Here is a 16,888-nt window from a genome sequence, read left to right on the forward strand (position 1 = left end):
GTAGGTCATGTCGTACGCGGGAAAAAATCTTGTTCAGGGAAGCCGGGAGCTGATCGCCTTCCGCATCGGTGACCAGGAGTTTTGCGTGAACATCATGTCGGTGCGGGAAATTCGAGGCTGGACAAAGGCCACGGCGCTTCCCCACTCGCCCTCCTACGTGATGGGCGTCATCAATCTGCGCGGCGCCGTGCTGCCGATCATTGATCTTTCCGCACGCCTCGGCATGCGCAAGGCCGAACCGACCCAGCGCCATGTCTTCATCGTGGCGCAGGTCAAGAAACGGGTGGTCGGGCTCCTGGTGGAAGCCGTGTCCGACATCCTCACCGTGACCGACGAGAACATCCAGCCCGTGCCGGAAGTCTCATCCGAGCTCGAGAAACAGTATGCAAGAGGCATCCTGGCCATCGACAAGCGGATGATCTGCCTGATCGAGCTGGATGCCCTCATCCCCGACACCGAAAGCGAAGCCGCATGAAGTCCCTGGGTCTTCTCGATAGCAAGCAGTCGCCGGACGAGGTCCTGGCCAGCGGGGAATATCCACTGACCCGGCGGGATCTCACCGAAATCGCCGCCATGATCTATAGCGATGCGGGCATTTATCTGAACGACACGAAGGCCTCGCTGGTCTATTCGCGGCTGTCGAAGCATATTCGCAATCTGGGCCTTCGCGGCTTTCGGGAATACTGCGCGCTGGTCTCTTCGCCGGAAGGGGCAGGACCCCGCCGCGAGATGCTGTCGCACCTCACCACCAACTTCACCCGCTTCTTTCGCGAGAACCACCATTTCGACCATCTGCGCGACGAGGTGCTGCCGGGGTTGATCACGCGCGCCAAGAATGGCGGGCGCGTGCGCATCTGGTCGGCGGCCTCGTCCGATGGCCAGGAACCCTATTCGATCGCGCTCACCGTCATGTCGCTGCTGCCGAACGCCGTTGATTACGATTTCCGGATCCTCGCCACCGACATCGATCCGAAGATCCTGGCGCTCGCGAGGGCCGGCGCCTATGACGAAAATTCTCTGGAAACCGTCTCGCCGGCCATGCGCAAGCAGTATTTCCGCGAAGTGCAGATCGACGGGCGGCGCAAGTTCCAGATCGACGACAAGGTCAAGAAGCTGATCACCTACAACGAGCTGAACCTGATGGCGCAATGGCCCTTCAAGGGCAATTTCGACGTGATCTTCTGCCGCAACGTCGTCATCTATTTCGACGAGCCGACGCAGACGAAGATCTGGGGACGTTTTGCCGGGCTGCTGCCGGTCGGAGGCCATCTCTATATCGGCCATTCCGAGCGGGTGACCGGGGATGCCAAGAACCTCTTCGACAATATCGGGATAACCACCTACCGCTATACAGGCAAGAACGCCGGGAGGAGCACATGACCATGCCGGCGCGAGTCCTTGTCGTCGATGATTCACCGACCATGCGTGGTCTCATCACGGCTGTCCTGAATTCGGATCCGGAGGTCAATGTCATTGGCCAGGCGGGCGATGCCCACGAGGCGCGGGCGGCGATCAAGCAGCTCAACCCCGACGTGGTGACGCTCGACATCGAGATGCCCAACATGAACGGGCTGGAGTTTCTGGAAAAGATCATGCGGCTGCGGCCGATGCCGGTGATCATGGTCTCGACCATGACCCACCATGGGGCGAACGCCACGCTTGCGGCACTGGAAATCGGCGCCTTCGATTGCGTCAGCAAGCCGGTGCCGGGCGATTCGCGCCCGTTCAGCGATCTGGCGGAAAAGGTGAAGGCGGCGGCCCGCTCCAAACGGGGCCGCAGCGTTGCCGCCTCGCAGCCCATGCTTGCACCCACGGCGGATTACCGTGTGGGCCGCAAGATCGTCGCCATCGGATCGTCCACGGGCGGTGTCGAGGCGCTGATTGCGGTGTTGCAGAAATTCCCCAAGAACTGCCCGCCGACGGTCATTACGCAGCACATGCCGCCGACGTTTACGAAAAGTTTTGCTGAAAGGCTTAATCGTATCTGTGCTCCCGTGGTGCATGAGGCAACCGATGGCGCAAGGCTCGAGATCGGCAAGATCTATCTCGCGCCCGGCGGGGAGCGTCACCTGCAAGTCTCCAATGCTTCCGCGCCCTGCTGCCGGCTCGTCGAGCGCGATCCGGTCAATGGTCACCGCCCCTCGGTGGATGTCCTGTTCGACTCGGTGGCGGATCTTGCCGGCCGCAACGCCGTCGGCGTCATCCTGACCGGCATGGGGCGGGACGGTGCATCGGGTCTGCTCAAGATGCGTGGTGCGGGCGCGCGCACGATTGGGCAGAACGAGAAAACATGTGTCGTCTACGGCATGCCACGGGTTGCGCATGAAATAGGAGCGGTCGAACAGCAGATGCCTCTGGGTTCGATCGGTGAAGAAATCTTGAAATTAACCGCTGCCCGAAAAGAAGGTACCGAATAAATGTCTCTCGCTGAAAAAATCAAAGTTCTGATCGTGGATGATCAGGTGACGAGCCGGTTGCTGCTCAGCGACGCCCTGACACAACTCGGCTTCAAGCAGATCACGGCTGCAGGCGATGGCGAGCAGGGCATGAAGATCATGGCCGAGCAGCCGCATCACCTGGTGATCTCGGATTTCAACATGCCCAAGATGGACGGGTTGGGTCTGCTCCAGGCGGTGCGGACGAACCCGACCACCAAGAAGGCGGCCTTCATCATCCTGACGGCGCAGGGCGACCGCGCGCTGGTGCAGAAGGCCGCACAGCTCGGTGCCAACAATGTGCTGGCAAAGCCCTTTACGATCGAAAAGATGAAAGCTGCCATCGAGGCGGTGTTCGGAGCACTTAAATGAATCCAATGGCCGCAGCCAAACGGATGAACATCATCCAGGGCGAATACAAGGTAACGGACGAACCCAATGCGGTCATCACGACGATCCTGGGCTCCTGCGTGGCTGCGTGCCTCAGGGATCCGGTGACAGGCGTGGGGGGAATGAATCACTTCCTCCTGCCCGGCAATGGCCCCGGCGGCATGTCGGGCGGGGACATGTCCCGCTATGGCGTGCACCTGATGGAGCTTTTGATCAACGGCATCCTCAAACGCGGCGGGCGGCGCGAGCGACTGGAAGCCAAGATCTTCGGCGGTGCCAAGACCATTGCGAGCTTCTCCAACGTGGGAGAGCAGAATGCAGCCTTCGCGCTGCAGTTCCTGCGCGACGAAGGCATCAATGTCGTCGGCTCTTCCACCGGCGGGGAGTTCGGCCGCAAGCTGGAATACTGGCCCGCCAGCGGTCGTGCCCGGGCCTATCCGCTGACCGGCGCCGAAACGCAGAAGACGGTGGCACTGGAGCAGCAGCGTCCTGCCAAGCCGGCAAAACCCGTCGAAAGTTCGATCGAGTTCTTTTAACCGAGGAAGCAATGACCGATATCCATTCGCAGCCATCTGCTTCCATGGACGAGAAACTGCCGGAGGTCCTCATGCGGATCGTCTCGGAACTCTACGACGTGGCCTATCTCATCGAGCGCGTCGAGCCGCAGCTTCTCGAAGTCGGGGGCGCTGCCATCCTGCATTCGCCCGACAGCATGAAGGTGCTGCAGGGCATCGATCTTGCCGTGCAGAAAACCCGCGGACTCGCGGAATTCATCGATACGATCACCGGCACCATTCCGGACGAATGGGAGGTGGATGTCTCGACCGCGCTCAGCCTCGTCAAGCTTGCCGACATGCACAAGGCGCTGACCCGCGGCATGCGCCACGGCCACTCGCAGCCGCTCTCCAAGGCTGCGGGAGATTTCGACTTCTTCTGACGGCGCTTGCGGCTTTCCACCACCACCGTCACCGTCTCGCACACCGCATCCGGCGAAACGCTCGCACAAGCTTCGCGCGTTAGCTTGCGGTTGGGCAAAGGGCTCTTTTTTCCTTTTTGACGGTGCGGGAACAGAATGAATCTGTTAGCTCAATTCACACAAATCCTTAAAAATCTCGGCTCGCTCGGGCAGACCAAGCTGTTGACCATGGCCGGTGTCGGCCTGGTGTCGATGGCGATCGTCATTGCGGCGGCGTTCTACGTCAACAAGCCGTCCTATGAGGCCCTGTATGTCGGACTGGAAACGGCCGACCTCAACCAGGTCAGCATGGCGCTCGCCGAAGCCGGCATCGATTTCAAGGCCGGCTCCGACGGCAAGAGCATCCAGGTGGCGGCCGGCATGACCAGCAAGGCGCGACTGATGCTGGCCGAGCGCGGCCTGCCCAACAGCACCAATGCCGGCTACGAGCTGTTTGACAATGTCGGATCGCTCGGCCTCACCTCCTTCATGCAGGAAGTGACCCGCGTGCGCGCGCTCGAAGGCGAAATCGGCCGGTCCATCCAGCAGATCAGCGGCATTGCGGCCGCCCGCGTCCACATCGTCATGCCGGATGTCGGCAGTTTCCGCCGTGTCGGGCAGAAGCCTACGGCCTCCGTGATGATCCGCGCCTCCAGCGACACCGGCCGCAAGGCTGCCGCCTCCATCCGTCACCTCGTCGCCGCTGCCGTCCCCGCACTCGAAGTCGACGATGTGACCATTCTCGATTCCACCGGCCAGCTTCTCGCCTCGGGCGATGAATACGGCAACAATGCGCTCACCCGCTCCATGAATGTCGTGCAGAGCGTGCAGCAGGAAATCGAAAGCAATATCGACAAGGCGCTTGCCCCCTTCCTCGGCATGGACAACTTCCGCTCCAGCGCGACGGCCTCCCTCAATACCGACAGCCAGCAGATCCAGGAAACGGTGTTTGATCCGGAATCGCGCGTCGAGCGTTCGGTCAAGGTGACCAAGGAAGCCCAGAAGTCGCAGCAGCGCCAGTCCGACAGTGCCGCAACCGTCGAGCAGAACGTTCCCCAGGCCGCGCCGCAGAGCGGCGGCAATTCGGGACCGGAATCCTCCGACCAGAGCGACAAGAAGGAAGAGCAGACCAATTACGAGATCAATTCGAAGACGACCGCCACCACCCGCAACAGCTATGTCGTGGAAAAGCTGTCGATCGCCGTCGTCGTCAACAAGGGTCGCATTGCCAAGATGGTGGGCGAGCCGGCCGACCAGCAGAAGATCGATGCCTATCTTGCCGAGATGCAGAAGATCGTCGCAACGGCGGCGGGCGTCAATGTCGATCGCGGCGACGTGGTGACCGTCACGGCCATGGACTTCCTCGAAACGCAGTTGCTCGACGAGGCGGTGGCCGGCCCCGGCATTTCCGAAATGCTGATGCGTAATCTCGGCGGCATCATCAATTCGCTCGCCTTCGTCGCCGTCGCCTTCCTGGTGGTCTGGCTCGGCGTGCGCCCCGTGGTTCGCAGCGTCACCGGCACGGTGGTCGCCGGCGAAGCGGCAACCGAGGCGGCGGGCCTTGAACTGCCCGACTTCTCGCCCGGCGGCGGAAGTCCCTCCCTCATGGATGGCTTCGGCTCCGACTTCGGCTTCGACAACGCGGACGACGTGTTCGGCGGTGGCGAGGATCCGAACGGCGGCTTCAACCGCCGCGTCAAGGAAGGTCCGGAAAAGCGCCTTGCCCGCATGGTGGAAATCAGCGAGGAACGCGCCGCCAAGATCCTGCGCAAATGGGCCGTCGACCGCGCGGCTTGACCCACAAAAGTCATCACGTTGTCGTGATAGTAAGGGCCGGCTTAGCCGGCCTTTTGCTTATCGCCCTCTGATACCGTAGGTTGGTCCACAGCTTTGAACGACTTGTGGCCAAAAGCTTTGCGGGAAATCGGAACGAGGGTGTGGCATTTCCGTGTCGGCTTCCTAAAATGGCCATGATTCGCTGAGGCGCATGACGAGGCAAGGGAACCGGATTGATTTGCCGATGACCATGAGTTGCGTGATCCGGGGGTAATGACAGGCGTTTGAGGTGTTTTCCCTGAAAGGGAGATGAAACGAAATGGAGTTGCGCAACGCAGAACAGACGCTGGAAGGTCGGCATTTCATCGAGCCGGCTCACCCAAAGGCGTTGTTGCGTGAGCAAGTTCTTCGCCGCCTGTCTCTGGCCGGAGCCTCCGGCAATATCCAGTCGGCCATGCGCATCCTGTCCGATTATGTCGGCGCGTCCCATTACCTGCTTGCCCGTTACGACCTGATCCAGGACCAGGGGCTGGATTTCATCGTTGCCTCCAACTGGCCGTTCGATCTGGTGCGCCGGCTAGGCGCCGATCTGGCCAAGGGCTATTCCCGCTCGACGGAAATCGAAAAATGCCTGGCGCTTCTGACGCCGCAGTTTGCGCTTCTGCCCGATGATCTCAGCCTGCCGGAGGAGGTGAGCCGCCAATACTGTTCGCTGACCTTCTGCACGGGCCGCACGCGGTTTTCGATCATGCTTCTCTTTAACGAAGGCATCATCCTGTCGCAGGATCGCCTGCGCGAAGTGGGGCTTCTGGCCGGCTATGCCATGAGCCTTGGGGAAACCCGCGATGTGCGGGTGGAGCGCGATTTCGAACTGACCGACCGCGAGCTGGAATGCCTGTTCTGGATCGCGGAAGGCAAGACCAGCGACGAGATCGCCGTCATTCTCGGCATCTCGCGCAACACGATCAACAACTACATCACCAGCGTCATGCGCAAGACGGCAACCAAGACGCGGTCGGAGGCCATCGCCTATGCCGTGCGCAACAATCTTGTATAGGAAAGGCTGAATGGGGTACTCGCGGACAACGGGGGGAGAGCCGGAAGCGGGAATGCAATACCTTCGTGTTCAGCGAGCCAGCAGCCGTTCGGATATTTATCCAAAACTCGTCGCCATGCAGAAGAGCATGCGCGCGGCAAGCTTTGCCGTGTTTCGCGTGAGTGGCGCGGGCCTGCCCAACAAGCGCAAGCTGATCTGCGAGCTCGACAACTGGGGCGCGTCCGCCACCGAAAACACCGCAGCCCTGATTGGCGCCTATGGCGACATCCTCATTCACCACATCGACGTTTCGCTTCTGCCGATGAGCTGGCCGGGACCCGATGGAGAGCCCGGAGACGCCGATTCCGTCGTCGATCCGGCGCTGCTGATCCGCCGGCTGGACGAAGGCGGCATGCCCTATGCCGGCATTGCCTTTCCGGTGCGGCTCGGGGCCGTCGGCAACGGCTATGTGCTGTTTTGCGGCACGGCCATCGACGTATCGAGCGATGCCGTCATCGACCAGCATGTGCGCAGCTGCCAGATCATGATGGATCTGCTGGCGCTGGACGAACGCAAGGCGGTGCCCTCCGAAACGCTCAGCGAACGCGAGATTTCCTGTCTTCAGCTGGCCGGCGATGGCCAGATCAGCGAAGAAATTGCCGAAAAACTCGGCCTCTCCGTCCATACGGTCAACGCCTATCTCGGATCGGCGACGATCAAGCTCGATTCGGTCAATCGTATCCAGGCGATCGCAAAGGCGATTCGCCTCGGCTATATTCACTGATCGAAGAAAGGCCGGCCGCTTCGTCTTCGGCCGGCCCTGCCTTCAGAATCTCCCGTCAGCCGGCCATGTCCATGGGCGTGGTGGCAAAGCGCGCTTCGTGAAGGCTGCGGGACAGGAAGGCGGTGTTTTCCTGCGGGTCCGGCGAGGGCTCCTGGAAGGTAATGTGGTCGATCTCGATGCCGGCCATCTGGTCGCTCAGCATCAGGCGCGCATAGACCGAGACACCGCGCGGCTTGATTTCCAGATCGAGCACGATCTGCGGCGGGCCGTCCCATTCCAGCCGGTATTCGCCGCCGGAGCCGAAATTGACGGTGCCGGGGTGGAAATAAAGCTCGGCCGCCGACGAGACGAGGTCGGCAATGCTGCCATAGCGCTCAAGGCGCAGCAGCGAGATGAGGTCGCCGGCGTCCAGAAGCCGCAATTCGGTCGCCACCGGGTTGATCGCCTGGGCAAGGATCTTTTCTCTGTCCAACGAATAGTCGCATTTTTTCATCGTGTCTGGTGCATCCGTTTCTGGGGCGACCGGGTAGCGTAGACCCGGTGGATCAGTTCTGCCACGGCCTTGTAGAAGGCGGCAGGGATGACACTATCGACCGAGACTTGCGCAAACATGGAGCGCGCCAGGGGCGGATCTTCGAAAACGGGGATCCCGCTCTCCTCGGCAATTTCACGAATCTTGAGCGCGACGAGATCGGTGCCCTTGGCAACGACGATCGGCGCGTCGCTTTCCTCGCGCACATAGCGAAGCGCCACGGCGTAATGGGTCGGGTTTGCGATGACGAGCGTTGCGCGCGGCACGTTGCTCATCATCCGGTTGCGGGCGCGGCTGCGCATCAGCGAGCGCTGGCGAGCCTTGACGATCGGATCGCCCTGCGCCTGCTTGTTTTCGTCCTTCACCTCCTGCTTGGTCATCTTCAACTGGGTGAACCAATGGTGCCTGGTCCAGAAGAAGTCGATCACGGCAAGCGTGGCGGTGGCCAGGAGAATGATCACCATCATCTTCTTGGCCGAGCCATAGAGCGTGGTTGGAATGAGCGTCGGGTCGGAGAACATGGCGTCCAGCGAATGCAGGAAGTCGCTGCGCATGGCCAAGAACATGCAGATGCCGACCACGGCCACCTTGAAGAGCGATTTGCCGAATTCGACGAGGCCCGGCACGCTGAAGATCCGCGCGAACCCCTTGGCAAGCGAGACGCGCGAGGCCTGCGGGCGCACGCGCTCCAGAACGAAGGAGGGCATGTTCTGCATGAGCGAGGAGGAGAGGCCGAAGAGGCAGAACATCAGCATGGCGGGCGACAGGAAGGCGGCGGCGGCCCAGCCAAGATGCACCGAAAGGGAGACGACGTCGGTGGCGTTTTCAAGCCGCCACTGGTCGGGCTTGTCGATGAGGTCCTTCAGCGTCTCGCCAAGCGCTGCCGTGTTGCCGGGCAGGTAAAACAGAAGGTAGCAGTAAAACGCCAAAGACGACGCAAAAAGCGTCGCCTCTTTCGAATGGGCCACATTGCCCTTTTCTGCCGCATCCCGCAGTTTTTTGCCGGTAGGGGCTTCTGTTTTGCTGTCTTTATCTTCGTCCGACAAGGCTTCATCCTTGCTTTGGACGGCCGCTGCCGTCGTCGGTTCCAGAGGTCGGGACCGTCATGGTCCCGGTCGGGCGGCATTGCTGCCGCCCATATTGGCCGCGCGTGGCGGCCGTTCATGCGGCGATCAGGCCGCCTGGGTTGCCTGTTCCCCTTCGGGCTTCGGCTCCTTCAGCTGGATCTGGCCTGCATTGGCAAGGCGGATCGCCTCCTGGGCAACCGCGCGCCGTGCGATTGCCACTTCGCGCGGGTTGATTGCGACATTGGTGGCGCCCAGATCCGATTCGATCATGCGGCGCTGGCGCGGGCTGATTGCCGACAGGACGCTTTCCTTGATATCGCCGGGGGCACCGCGAAGCGCCATGGTGAGGATATCGGCGGCGATATCGTTGAGCAAGAGCACGCGGCTGCGCTGCGGCATGGCCATGAGGTCTTCGAACAGGAAGATTTTTGGACGGACCTTGTTGACCGATTCCTTGCTGATCGTTTCCAGCGAGCTGAGCAGCGTGTCGACCTGGGGCTTTTCCAGCTCGTTCATCAGCTCGGCCACCTTGTTGGAGCCGTTGGAGTTGCGCTCGGCCTCGATCATCTGGATGAGTTCCATCACGCGGTTCTCGATGATCTGGGCAGCCTTGGGGCTGACGTCCTTCATGTTGACGGTGCGGTTCATGATGTCGGCGCGGCGGCTGTCGGGTAGCTGGATGAGCAGCTTGGCACCGAAGGACGAGGGTAGCATGGACAGGATATAGGCGATGGTCTGGGGATGTTCGCGCTGCAGGAACTTGCCGACGAATTCCGGATCGGCATCCTGCAGGCGGTCCCAGATGGAGGTTTCGAACGCCTGGAAGGCGGTGCGGCGGCCAAGCAGCCCATCCACTTCCTCCGGCGTCAGCCCTTCTTCGAGAATGCTTTCGATGGCGCGCGCATTGTCCATGAGACCCGCCCCTTCGGTAAACAGGTCCTCGAACTCGTTGACGAGCTGCAAGAGCTCGTCCGGCGGGATCTCACGCAGGGTCTGGGCCGAGGCGATGATCGTCTGCAGCTCGCTCTGGGTAAAATATTTCAACAGCTTTCCGGCCACCCCCTTGCCCATCGCAAGAAGGACGGCAGCGGCTTTCTCAGCTTGGGATAACGGTTTCGTGGAGACTGCGCCTCCGAAATCGTCAAAGTCCATCATGGTCTTCCCTCACTGTCCCGTTAAGGATCAGGCTTTCTTTGTGCTCAGGACTTCCGTCAGCTTCACGCCGAAGCGCGTATCGTCATTTTCCAGGACGGTGATCTCACCCTTGGCGATCCGCCGTCCATTCACCGTAATCTCGACCGGCTCGCCGATCCTCTTGTCGAGCGCTATGATGGCGCCCTCTTCAAGACCCATAAGCCCCGAAACTTGCATGCGGCTTGTGCCGAGCACGATTTCGACCGTGATCGGGATATCCATGATCAGGTCGAGATTGGCGTGGAGGCCGCTGCCGGGTTCGCTTGCGGGCGGGGCCGCGGCGAAATCATTGCCGCCAAAGCTTGCACCGCCCAGATCCGCGCCGCCGAAGCCTGAAAGATCCGGCCCGCCAAGATCGGCGCCGCCGAAATCCGACCCGCCGAAATCCGATCCGCCCAGATCCGGCCCGCCGAAGTCGGAGCCACCGAAGTCGGACGGTGCGGCGGACGTGTCGGCCCCGAACTCAGCGCCGAATTCGGCACCGAATTCGCCGGCCGGTGCATCGCCGTCCGCCTTCAGGACGCCGCGCAGGTCATCGATGGCCTGATCCAGTTCGGCTTCATTGCCGACTGAAGGGAAAATATCGTCATCCGATGCGGGGGTTTTCTTCGTAGCCATGAAAACACTATTCCTGTTGAAACTTGCGTGAAGCTGCCCATCCCTTGCACTGCGGCCTGTTTTTCGCGCTGCAGCATGAGCCTTGCTCCGATTATCCGATGAGGTGGCGCAGCAGCTCCTGCTCGGTGCTGATGTTCTCCTTGACGCGCACCGTGTAGCGTTCGCCTGACCGGCCGAATTCGCAATTGTACATGTCCTTGCCGTTGGCGCTCACCTGCGCCTGCACGTCGGTCTTGTCCTCAAAGGCAATGACGTCGCCGGGGACCAGCCTGGAGATTGCGTTCAGCGTCAGGCTCTGCAGCCGGATGCGGGCCTCAAGCGTCACGGGCGAACGGCGCACCTGTTCGGCAATCTTGTCATGCCATTCTTTGCGGTTGCGCGAGGCCTGGCCCTTTGGCTTCGGCACTTCCACCTTCGTCTTCAGAAGCGCGCGCTGGGGGATGACCAGGGCGATCTCCGAGGTGACCTTGCCAAGATCGACGGCCAAACGGATGGCGGCGCCATATTCCACCGGGGCGTCCGGATCGGCCGGGGGGCGGTCTGCGGCATTGTGCGGGCGCTCCAGCAGCGCTTCGAACCCGCCCTGCGTATTGACGCCCGAGCGCAGCACATTGGCCGTGCGCTCGAACACCATCGTGCCGAGATCCATCTCGATATCCGAGAGAGGGCGCTCCGGCGGTTGTTCGACCATCGACGGATCGGCGCCCAGCATGCGCTCCATCAGCCCGATGATGAAGCTGTTGCCGCAGGCGAGCACGAAATTCGGGCACCAGTTGCGTAAGGAACCGTTGCTGAGGCAGACGGTTTCGCCAAGCTCCGCAATCAGGTCCGGCATCAGCCCCGACTGAAAGCCGACATAGGAGACCTCGATGGATATGCCCGTCTCGCTGTGGAAGACGTCGGGCAGGAAGACTGAATAAAGCTGGCCAAAGTCGCCGCAGATCTTTTCGATGGTCTGACGGTCGCCAAGGCCATTGGTCAGCTTGGCGAGCAGCGCGTGATCGAGGCGGGGCGCGGATTTTTGCACGTCATTGCTCATGGTTGTCACGCCGCCTTGCTTTCGCCGCCGCCGCCAGGGTTCATCATCTCCTGCTCGACGGCGTCGATCGAAGGACGCTCATAGCCGGAGATCGTCTTGCGGCCGTATTCCAGCGCCACCTGCGGAACCGAGCCGTTCATGTAGGCAATCAGCGTCTGCTTGACGACGATGTAGAGGCGGTGCTGCTTGTTGCGCACGATCTTGATCTGCGAGCAGAGCGGGCTCACCAGGCAGTAGGACAAGAAGATGCCGAGCATGGTGCCGACGAGGGCGGCGCCGATGAGGCCGCCGAGCACTTCCGGCGATTCGTTGATCTTGCTCATGGCCTTGATGACGCCGAGAACGGCGGCGACGATACCGATCGCCGGAAAGGCATCGCCCATGGTCACCATAGCGTCATAGGCCTTCATCTTGTCGTGCAGGATGGTGTCGAGTTCCTCGTCCATCAGCGCCTCGATCTCGTGGCTGCGCGCGTTGCCGATGATGATCAGGCGCACGTAGTCGCAGATGAAGGCGGTCAGTTCCTTGTTCTTCAGCACGGTCGGGGCCGACTGGAAGATGGTGGATTCGTCCGGGTTGTCGATATGCGCCTCGATCTCGTTGCGCGACTTGGTGCGCAGGTCGCGCATCAGCGAATAGAGCACGCCGAGCACGTCGAGATAGTTGCGCTCCTTGGGCACGGCGTATTTGAACGCCTCGCCCATGGCCTTGCCGGCGTCCTTCACCGTCTTCATCGGGTTGGCCATGATGAAGCCGCCAAGCCCCGCACCCCCGATGATCATCAGCTCGAACGGCTGGATAAGCGCGTCGACGTGACCGCCCATCGCCATGAAGCCGCCGAGGATGCAGCCAAGTGTGATCACAAATCCGATTATGATGGTCATCGCGTGCCTGTACCGTGGTTGTATCAGGTTTTGGATAAGGGGCGTGGCTTGCGTGAGGCTGTGGAAACCGCCCGCTTGGGGCAGAGCCCAGCGAAACAGCCTCGCGCAAGTCTGTCTTCCTAGTGTCGGATGCATCAGGGGGATAACGCCCCCTCCACCCGTGCGGAGGGGTGCCCATCATGGGCCTTGCCCCCGTTCCCTGCAGTTGAGACACGGAGGCAGATGATATGCAGTCCGGATTATATGTCGGTATTTCGTCGCAGATCGCGCTGGAGCGCCGGCTGAACACCATTGCCGACAACATGGCCAACATGAATACGGTCGGCTTTCGCGCGACCGAAGTCAAGTTCGACGAGGTGCTGAGCAAGACCCGCAACGAGCTGAACGCCAAGGTGGCTTTCGTCAGCCAGGGCAACGATTACCTCTCGACGCGCAGCGGTGCGCTGGAACAGACCGGAAATCCGCTGGATTTCGCCATCAAGGGCGATGCCTGGTTCGCCATCAGCACGCCGGGCGGCCAGGTGCTGACCCGTGACGGACGGTTTACCATGAAAGAAACCGGCGAGCTTGTGTCCAGCAGGGGCTATCCGGTGCTTGATGCCGGCGGCGCGCCGATCCAGCTCAACCGGGCCGGCGGCCCGCCCAGCGTCGGTGCCGATGGTCGCATCAGCCAGGATGGCAATCCGGTCGCGACGCTCGGCGTGTTCAGCGCCGATATTTCCAAGGGCTACCTGCGCTACGAGAACGCCGGCGTCATTCCGGTGGATCCGCCGCAGCCGGTGGTCGACGCCTTCAATGTCGGCGTGAGCCAAGGCTATCTCGAACAGTCCAACGTCAATGCGATCGGCCAGATGACCGAGCTGATCCAGGTCAACCGTGCCTTCGAGGGGATCTCGGCGCTGATGCGCGACACCGAACAGCAGTTCGGCGAAGCGATCAAGACGCTGGGCGGCACGCGCTGACGGGCAGGGAATAGGACATGGATACGAGAATGGCCGAACCCCCGGGCGCAAAACTGCAGCATATGGCCGAACTTGTGCGCCGCTTTGCCGATCCGTCGGTGGCGGTGGCGCCGGGAGGCCGCGTGCGCACCATTGCAGCCGGTCACTATACGGTCGCCGGCCTGTCGCGCCATGTCCGGCTCGGCGAATTCGTCGCCCATCGCAGCGCAACCGGCATTCATCTCGGTGAGGTCGTGCGCGTCGAACCCGATATCATCTATGTCTGCCCGATCGAGCCGGGCGAGCCGATCGGCATCGGCGATGTCGTCATCCGCAAGGGTGCCTTTCGCGTTGCCCCGGACGAAAGCTGGTGCGGCCGCACGATCAGTGCGCTCGGCGAACCCATCGACGGCAAGGGGCCGTTGCAGAACGGCCCGGTGAAGCGCTCGATTTCCAACACCGCCCCGCCCTCGATGACGCGAAAGCGCGTCGAAACCGGATTTCGCACCGGTGTTCGCGCCATCGACATCTTTTCGCCGCTCTGCCTTGGCCAGCGCCTCGGCATCTTTGCCGGCTCCGGCGTCGGCAAGTCGACGCTTCTGTCGATGATGGCGCGTGCCGAAGCCTTCGACCGCGTCGTGATCGCGCTTGTCGGCGAACGCGGCCGCGAAGTGCGCGAATTCATCGAGGATACGCTCGGCGACAACATGGCGAAATCCATCGCCATTGTCGCGACCAGCGACGAGAGCCCGATGCTGCGCAAGATGGCGCCGCTCGTCGGCATCACCATTGCCGAGCATTTTCGCGACCAGGGCGAGAATGTCCTGTTCATTGCCGACAGCGTAACTCGTTTTGCCCATGCCATCCGCGAGGTGGCGGTGGCCTCCGGCGAGCCGCCGATCGCGCGCGGCTACCCGGCCTCCGTCTTTACCGAGCTGCCGCGGCTTCTGGAACGCTCCGGCCCCGGTGCTGAGGGGCAGGGCACGATCACCGCGATTATCTCCATCCTCGTCGATGGCGACAACCACAACGACCCGATCGCCGATTCGGCCCGCGGTATTCTCGACGGCCATATCGTTCTGGAACGCAGCCTGGCGGAGGAGGGGCGCTATCCGCCGATCAATCCGCTGTCGTCGATCTCGCGTCTTGCCCGCAAGGCCTGGACCGGCGACCAGGAAAAGCTGGTGTCGCGGCTGAAGGCGCTGATCCACCGGTTCGAGGAGACGCGGGACCTGCGCCTGATCGGCGGCTACCGCACGGGCAGCGATCCGGATCTCGACATGGCGATCAAGCAGGTGCCGATCATCTACGACGTGCTCAAACAGTCACCCGGCGACGGGCCGGTGACCGACGCCTATGCGGATCTGGCAACGGCGCTTCGCGCCGGCGCGGCTCCGGCTCCAGGCCCTGGAAGACAAAGAGGATGAGCGCCCATGCGCAGTGATGTGAGTGACGACGCGGGCGTGCCCCGCAAGCAGTTGCCTGGGCAGCGTCTGTCGGGTGACCGGATGCTCGCCGGTGCCGGCATCCTGCTGGCCGTCGCCTCGGCCGCCTTTCCCTGGTACGTCTTCTTCAACGAGGACAAGTTCGGCATACGGGTGACGCCGATGGCGCTGACGCGCGACCTGCCGGAAGGCCCGCCGCGGCCGGTCTTCAGCGTCTCGCCGCTGGCGCTCATCGACAATGACGACAAGACGACGCCGGCCGAAATCCCGCCGGACGCCATCGATGCGCTGACCACGGCAACCGTTGCCACCCCCGGGCGCGGCCCCCAGGCCGACGGTGCGCCCCCGCAGGACCAGCCCTTTCCCGGCGGAAACGGCTTTCGCCTGATGCATGTCGCCAACGGGCGGGCGCTGATCCAGGACAACAAGGGCATGTACATGGTGCGGGTGGGATCGATCCTTCCCGATAACAGCCGGCTTGCCACGATCGAGATGCGCAACGGCAAATGGGTGATCGTCACCTCGAACGGCGAGGTCTACAAGGACGGCGCAACGCCTAGTCCGTAAGTCTGACGCAAGATTAAGCGCCTAGGGTCTCCTTACAAAATGGAGACACGCCCATGCAACCCATTCAACTGTTCGATCTGGCTTCGCGTCAAGCGGAATGGCTGTCCATTCGCCAGGAGGTTGTTGCCGGCAACATCGCCAATGCCAACACACCGCAATACAAGGCCAAGGACGTCACGCCCTTTTCGGCCGTCCTCAACTCCACGGGCATGAGCATGGCCCGCACGCAGCCGGGCCACCTGTCCGGCACCGACGTCAACAGCCGGATCAACGTGGATGTGGAAGAGGAAAAGCTCAACAACGAAATCGGTATCCAGGAATCCGGCAATACGGTCGCGCTTGCCGGAGAACTGACCAAGACGGGCGAGATCAAGCGTCAGTACGAGCTGAGCACCAACCTCGTCAAATCCTTCCATCGCATGATGCTGATGACAGTCAAGAGGTAGACCCATCATGGACCCGCTTTCCGCCGCTTCGAAAATTGCCGGCTCCGGCCTTGAAGCGCAGGCCACGCGCCTGCGCATCGTGTCCGAAAACATCGCCAATGCCCGCTCCACCGGCGATACGCCGGGCGCCGATCCCTATCGCCGCAAGACGATCACCTTCGGTAACGAGCTGGACAAGGCGTCCGGCGCGCAGGTGGTCAACGTCAAGAAGCTTGGCACCGACCAGTCGGATTTCATCGAGGAATATGATCCGGGCAATCCGGCCGCCGACGACAAGGGCATGGTCAAGATGCCGAACGTCAACATGCTGATCGAGATGGCCGACCTTCGCGAGGCCAACCGCACCTATGACGCCAATCTCCAGACCATCAAGCAGACGCGCGAACTTATGGCCGCGACGATCGACCTCCTGAAGGCTTCGCAATGATCGACCAACTCCAGAACGTAAGTTCCCTTTCGCTGACCCGTGGTCTTGGCGCCAGCGCCACCGAAACCTCCGGCTCCTCCACATCGATCGCCGGTTCGGCGGCCCAGGCGGAAAATTCCGCCATGAGCTTTGCAAACGTGCTCGGCAACATGGCAAGCGAGGCGGCGGGTAACCTCAAGACGGCCGAAGCCATGTCCTTCGAAGGCATCAAGGGCACGGCCAATACCCGCGAGGTGGTGGATGCCGTGATGCAGGCGGAGCAGTCGCTCCAGACGGCGATCGCCTTCCGCGACAAGATCGTCAACGCCTATCTCGAAATCACAAAGATGCAGATGTAACGGTTAGGACGAAG

21 protein-coding genes are annotated in these 16,888 nt (G+C 61.8%); 15 read left to right on the forward strand and 6 right to left on the reverse strand.

The genetic code is table 11. The annotated features are described in order from the left end of the window. Window positions 1-7 precede the first annotated feature (7 nt). The 9 genes from ACEXP3_RS17520 (at window position 8) to visR (ending at window position 7,376) form a co-directional block, all read left to right on the forward strand. Window positions 8-475: a chemotaxis protein CheW gene (locus ACEXP3_RS17520; RefSeq protein WP_210103597.1), complete on the forward strand. Its 468-nt coding sequence runs from the start codon at window positions 8-10 to the stop codon at window positions 473-475. Beyond that, a complete protein-coding gene (cheR, locus tag ACEXP3_RS17525; RefSeq protein WP_210103596.1) occupies window positions 472-1,380 on the forward strand; it encodes a protein-glutamate O-methyltransferase CheR in 909 nt (302 codons plus the stop codon). The genes ACEXP3_RS17520 and cheR overlap by 4 nt, the downstream gene beginning before the upstream one ends. Further along, window positions 1,377-2,417 carry a protein-glutamate O-methylesterase CheB gene (gene cheB, locus ACEXP3_RS17530; RefSeq protein ID WP_210103595.1) on the forward strand — a complete coding sequence of 347 codons (1,041 nt, stop codon included), beginning with the start codon at window positions 1,377-1,379 and terminating at the stop codon, window positions 2,415-2,417. Before cheR ends, cheB begins: the two co-directional genes overlap by 4 nt. After that, window positions 2,418-2,807: a response regulator gene (locus ACEXP3_RS17535; RefSeq protein WP_210103594.1), complete on the forward strand. Its 390-nt coding sequence runs from the start codon at window positions 2,418-2,420 to the stop codon at window positions 2,805-2,807. It abuts the gene before it with no gap. Then, window positions 2,804-3,361 (forward strand): chemoreceptor glutamine deamidase CheD, encoded by a 558-nt coding sequence (gene cheD / locus ACEXP3_RS17540; protein WP_210103593.1) that lies wholly within the window; start codon window positions 2,804-2,806, stop codon window positions 3,359-3,361. Before ACEXP3_RS17535 ends, cheD begins: the two co-directional genes overlap by 4 nt. A gap of 11 nt (window positions 3,362-3,372) precedes the next feature. After that, complete coding sequence (cheT, locus tag ACEXP3_RS17545; RefSeq protein ID WP_377298428.1) at window positions 3,373-3,762, forward strand: chemotaxis protein CheT; 390 nt, start codon at window positions 3,373-3,375, stop codon at window positions 3,760-3,762. Window positions 3,763-3,897: 135 nt separating this feature from the next. Continuing rightward, window positions 3,898-5,577 carry a flagellar basal-body MS-ring/collar protein FliF gene (gene fliF, locus ACEXP3_RS17550; protein WP_377298429.1) on the forward strand — a complete coding sequence of 560 codons (1,680 nt, stop codon included), beginning with the start codon at window positions 3,898-3,900 and terminating at the stop codon, window positions 5,575-5,577. Between the two features lie 298 nt (window positions 5,578-5,875). Beyond that, the gene (gene visN, locus ACEXP3_RS17555) at window positions 5,876-6,613 is read left to right on the forward strand and encodes a transcriptional regulator VisN (RefSeq protein ID WP_210103590.1); all 738 of its coding nucleotides are present in this window, start codon (window positions 5,876-5,878) and stop codon (window positions 6,611-6,613) included. Between the two features lie 10 nt (window positions 6,614-6,623). After that, complete coding sequence (gene visR / locus ACEXP3_RS17560) at window positions 6,624-7,376, forward strand: transcriptional regulator VisR (protein ID WP_377298430.1); 753 nt, start codon at window positions 6,624-6,626, stop codon at window positions 7,374-7,376. A 55-nt stretch (window positions 7,377-7,431) separates the two neighbouring features. Here the strand turns inward: visR and ACEXP3_RS17565 are convergent, their stop codons facing one another. The 6 genes from ACEXP3_RS17565 to motA all read right to left on the reverse strand — a co-directional run bounded on the left by ACEXP3_RS17565 (window position 7,432) and on the right by motA (window position 12,710). Further along, complete coding sequence (locus tag ACEXP3_RS17565) at window positions 7,432-7,869, reverse strand: BspJ family T4SS effector nucleomodulin (RefSeq protein ID WP_210103588.1); 438 nt, start codon at window positions 7,867-7,869, stop codon at window positions 7,432-7,434. Continuing rightward, window positions 7,866-8,954 carry a flagellar biosynthesis protein FlhB gene (gene flhB, locus ACEXP3_RS17570; protein WP_210103587.1) on the reverse strand — a complete coding sequence of 363 codons (1,089 nt, stop codon included), beginning with the start codon at window positions 8,952-8,954 and terminating at the stop codon, window positions 7,866-7,868. The genes ACEXP3_RS17565 and flhB overlap by 4 nt, the downstream gene beginning before the upstream one ends. Window positions 8,955-9,080: 126 nt before the next feature. Then, window positions 9,081-10,130 (reverse strand): flagellar motor switch protein FliG, encoded by a 1,050-nt coding sequence (gene fliG / locus ACEXP3_RS17575; protein ID WP_210103586.1) that lies wholly within the window; start codon window positions 10,128-10,130, stop codon window positions 9,081-9,083. Window positions 10,131-10,157: 27 nt separating this feature from the next. After that, entirely contained in the window at window positions 10,158-10,787 is a 630-nt protein-coding gene (fliN, locus tag ACEXP3_RS17580; RefSeq protein ID WP_377298431.1) for a flagellar motor switch protein FliN, read from the reverse strand. Window positions 10,788-10,878: 91 nt separating this feature from the next. Further along, window positions 10,879-11,826, reverse strand: a complete 948-nt coding sequence (locus tag ACEXP3_RS17585) for a FliM/FliN family flagellar motor switch protein (protein WP_210103584.1) — start codon at window positions 11,824-11,826, stop codon at window positions 10,879-10,881. Between the two features lie 5 nt (window positions 11,827-11,831). Next, on the reverse strand, window positions 11,832-12,710 hold the full coding sequence (gene motA, locus ACEXP3_RS17590; RefSeq protein WP_210103583.1) for a flagellar motor stator protein MotA: 879 nt from the start codon (window positions 12,708-12,710) through the stop codon (window positions 11,832-11,834). A gap of 227 nt (window positions 12,711-12,937) precedes the next feature. Between motA and flgF the strand changes: the two genes are divergently transcribed. The 6 genes from flgF to fliE are packed head-to-tail and all read left to right on the forward strand — an operon-like array spanning window position 12,938 to window position 16,874. Next, window positions 12,938-13,672, forward strand: a complete 735-nt coding sequence (gene flgF / locus ACEXP3_RS17595) for a flagellar basal-body rod protein FlgF (RefSeq protein WP_377298432.1) — start codon at window positions 12,938-12,940, stop codon at window positions 13,670-13,672. A gap of 29 nt (window positions 13,673-13,701) precedes the next feature. Continuing rightward, window positions 13,702-15,078 carry a flagellar protein export ATPase FliI gene (fliI, locus tag ACEXP3_RS17600; RefSeq protein WP_377298433.1) on the forward strand — a complete coding sequence of 459 codons (1,377 nt, stop codon included), beginning with the start codon at window positions 13,702-13,704 and terminating at the stop codon, window positions 15,076-15,078. A 6-nt stretch (window positions 15,079-15,084) separates the two neighbouring features. Further along, window positions 15,085-15,663: a flagellar protein gene (locus tag ACEXP3_RS17605; protein WP_377298434.1), complete on the forward strand. Its 579-nt coding sequence runs from the start codon at window positions 15,085-15,087 to the stop codon at window positions 15,661-15,663. A gap of 53 nt (window positions 15,664-15,716) precedes the next feature. After that, on the forward strand, window positions 15,717-16,109 hold the full coding sequence (flgB, locus tag ACEXP3_RS17610; RefSeq protein ID WP_210103579.1) for a flagellar basal body rod protein FlgB: 393 nt from the start codon (window positions 15,717-15,719) through the stop codon (window positions 16,107-16,109). Between the two features lie 7 nt (window positions 16,110-16,116). Next, on the forward strand, window positions 16,117-16,536 hold the full coding sequence (flgC, locus tag ACEXP3_RS17615) for a flagellar basal body rod protein FlgC (protein ID WP_377298435.1): 420 nt from the start codon (window positions 16,117-16,119) through the stop codon (window positions 16,534-16,536). Continuing rightward, the gene (fliE, locus tag ACEXP3_RS17620) at window positions 16,533-16,874 is read left to right on the forward strand and encodes a flagellar hook-basal body complex protein FliE (RefSeq protein WP_210103577.1); all 342 of its coding nucleotides are present in this window, start codon (window positions 16,533-16,535) and stop codon (window positions 16,872-16,874) included. The genes flgC and fliE overlap by 4 nt, the downstream gene beginning before the upstream one ends. The last annotated feature ends 14 nt before the right edge of the window (window positions 16,875-16,888 follow it).

Origin of the sequence: Neorhizobium fuzhouense (genome assembly GCF_042611105.1) — a bacterium.
Classification (GTDB): Bacteria; Pseudomonadota; Alphaproteobacteria; order Rhizobiales; family Rhizobiaceae; genus Neorhizobium; species Neorhizobium galegae_A.

Excerpts from the sequence above, each read along its gene's own strand:
- cheD (WP_210103593.1), top strand. The coding sequence starts at position 2,804 with ATGAATCCAATGGCCGCAGCCAAACGGATGAACATCATCCAGGGCGAA.
- cheT (WP_377298428.1), top strand. The coding sequence starts at position 3,373 with ATGACCGATATCCATTCGCAGCCATCTGCTTCCATGGACGAGAAACTG.
- flgC (WP_377298435.1), top strand. The coding sequence starts at position 16,117 with ATGGACCCGCTTTCCGCCGCTTCGAAAATTGCCGGCTCCGGCCTTGAA.
- visR (WP_377298430.1), top strand. The coding sequence starts at position 6,624 with ATGGGGTACTCGCGGACAACGGGGGGAGAGCCGGAAGCGGGAATGCAA.
- fliI (WP_377298433.1), top strand. The coding sequence starts at position 13,702 with ATGGCCGAACCCCCGGGCGCAAAACTGCAGCATATGGCCGAACTTGTG.
- motA (WP_210103583.1), bottom strand. The coding sequence starts at position 12,710 with ATGACCATCATAATCGGATTTGTGATCACACTTGGCTGCATCCTCGGC.
- fliN (WP_377298431.1), bottom strand. The coding sequence starts at position 10,787 with ATGGCTACGAAGAAAACCCCCGCATCGGATGACGATATTTTCCCTTCA.
- cheB (WP_210103595.1), top strand. The coding sequence starts at position 1,377 with ATGACCATGCCGGCGCGAGTCCTTGTCGTCGATGATTCACCGACCATG.
- ACEXP3_RS17535 (WP_210103594.1), top strand. The coding sequence starts at position 2,418 with ATGTCTCTCGCTGAAAAAATCAAAGTTCTGATCGTGGATGATCAGGTG.
- cheR (WP_210103596.1), top strand. The coding sequence starts at position 472 with ATGAAGTCCCTGGGTCTTCTCGATAGCAAGCAGTCGCCGGACGAGGTC.
- flgB (WP_210103579.1), top strand. The coding sequence starts at position 15,717 with ATGCAACCCATTCAACTGTTCGATCTGGCTTCGCGTCAAGCGGAATGG.
- ACEXP3_RS17605 (WP_377298434.1), top strand. The coding sequence starts at position 15,085 with ATGCGCAGTGATGTGAGTGACGACGCGGGCGTGCCCCGCAAGCAGTTG.
- ACEXP3_RS17585 (WP_210103584.1), bottom strand. The coding sequence starts at position 11,826 with ATGAGCAATGACGTGCAAAAATCCGCGCCCCGCCTCGATCACGCGCTG.
- fliF (WP_377298429.1), top strand. The coding sequence starts at position 3,898 with ATGAATCTGTTAGCTCAATTCACACAAATCCTTAAAAATCTCGGCTCG.
- ACEXP3_RS17565 (WP_210103588.1), bottom strand. The coding sequence starts at position 7,869 with ATGAAAAAATGCGACTATTCGTTGGACAGAGAAAAGATCCTTGCCCAG.
- visN (WP_210103590.1), top strand. The coding sequence starts at position 5,876 with ATGGAGTTGCGCAACGCAGAACAGACGCTGGAAGGTCGGCATTTCATC.
- fliG (WP_210103586.1), bottom strand. The coding sequence starts at position 10,130 with ATGATGGACTTTGACGATTTCGGAGGCGCAGTCTCCACGAAACCGTTA.
- flgF (WP_377298432.1), top strand. The coding sequence starts at position 12,938 with ATGCAGTCCGGATTATATGTCGGTATTTCGTCGCAGATCGCGCTGGAG.
- ACEXP3_RS17520 (WP_210103597.1), top strand. The coding sequence starts at position 8 with ATGTCGTACGCGGGAAAAAATCTTGTTCAGGGAAGCCGGGAGCTGATC.
- fliE (WP_210103577.1), top strand. The coding sequence starts at position 16,533 with ATGATCGACCAACTCCAGAACGTAAGTTCCCTTTCGCTGACCCGTGGT.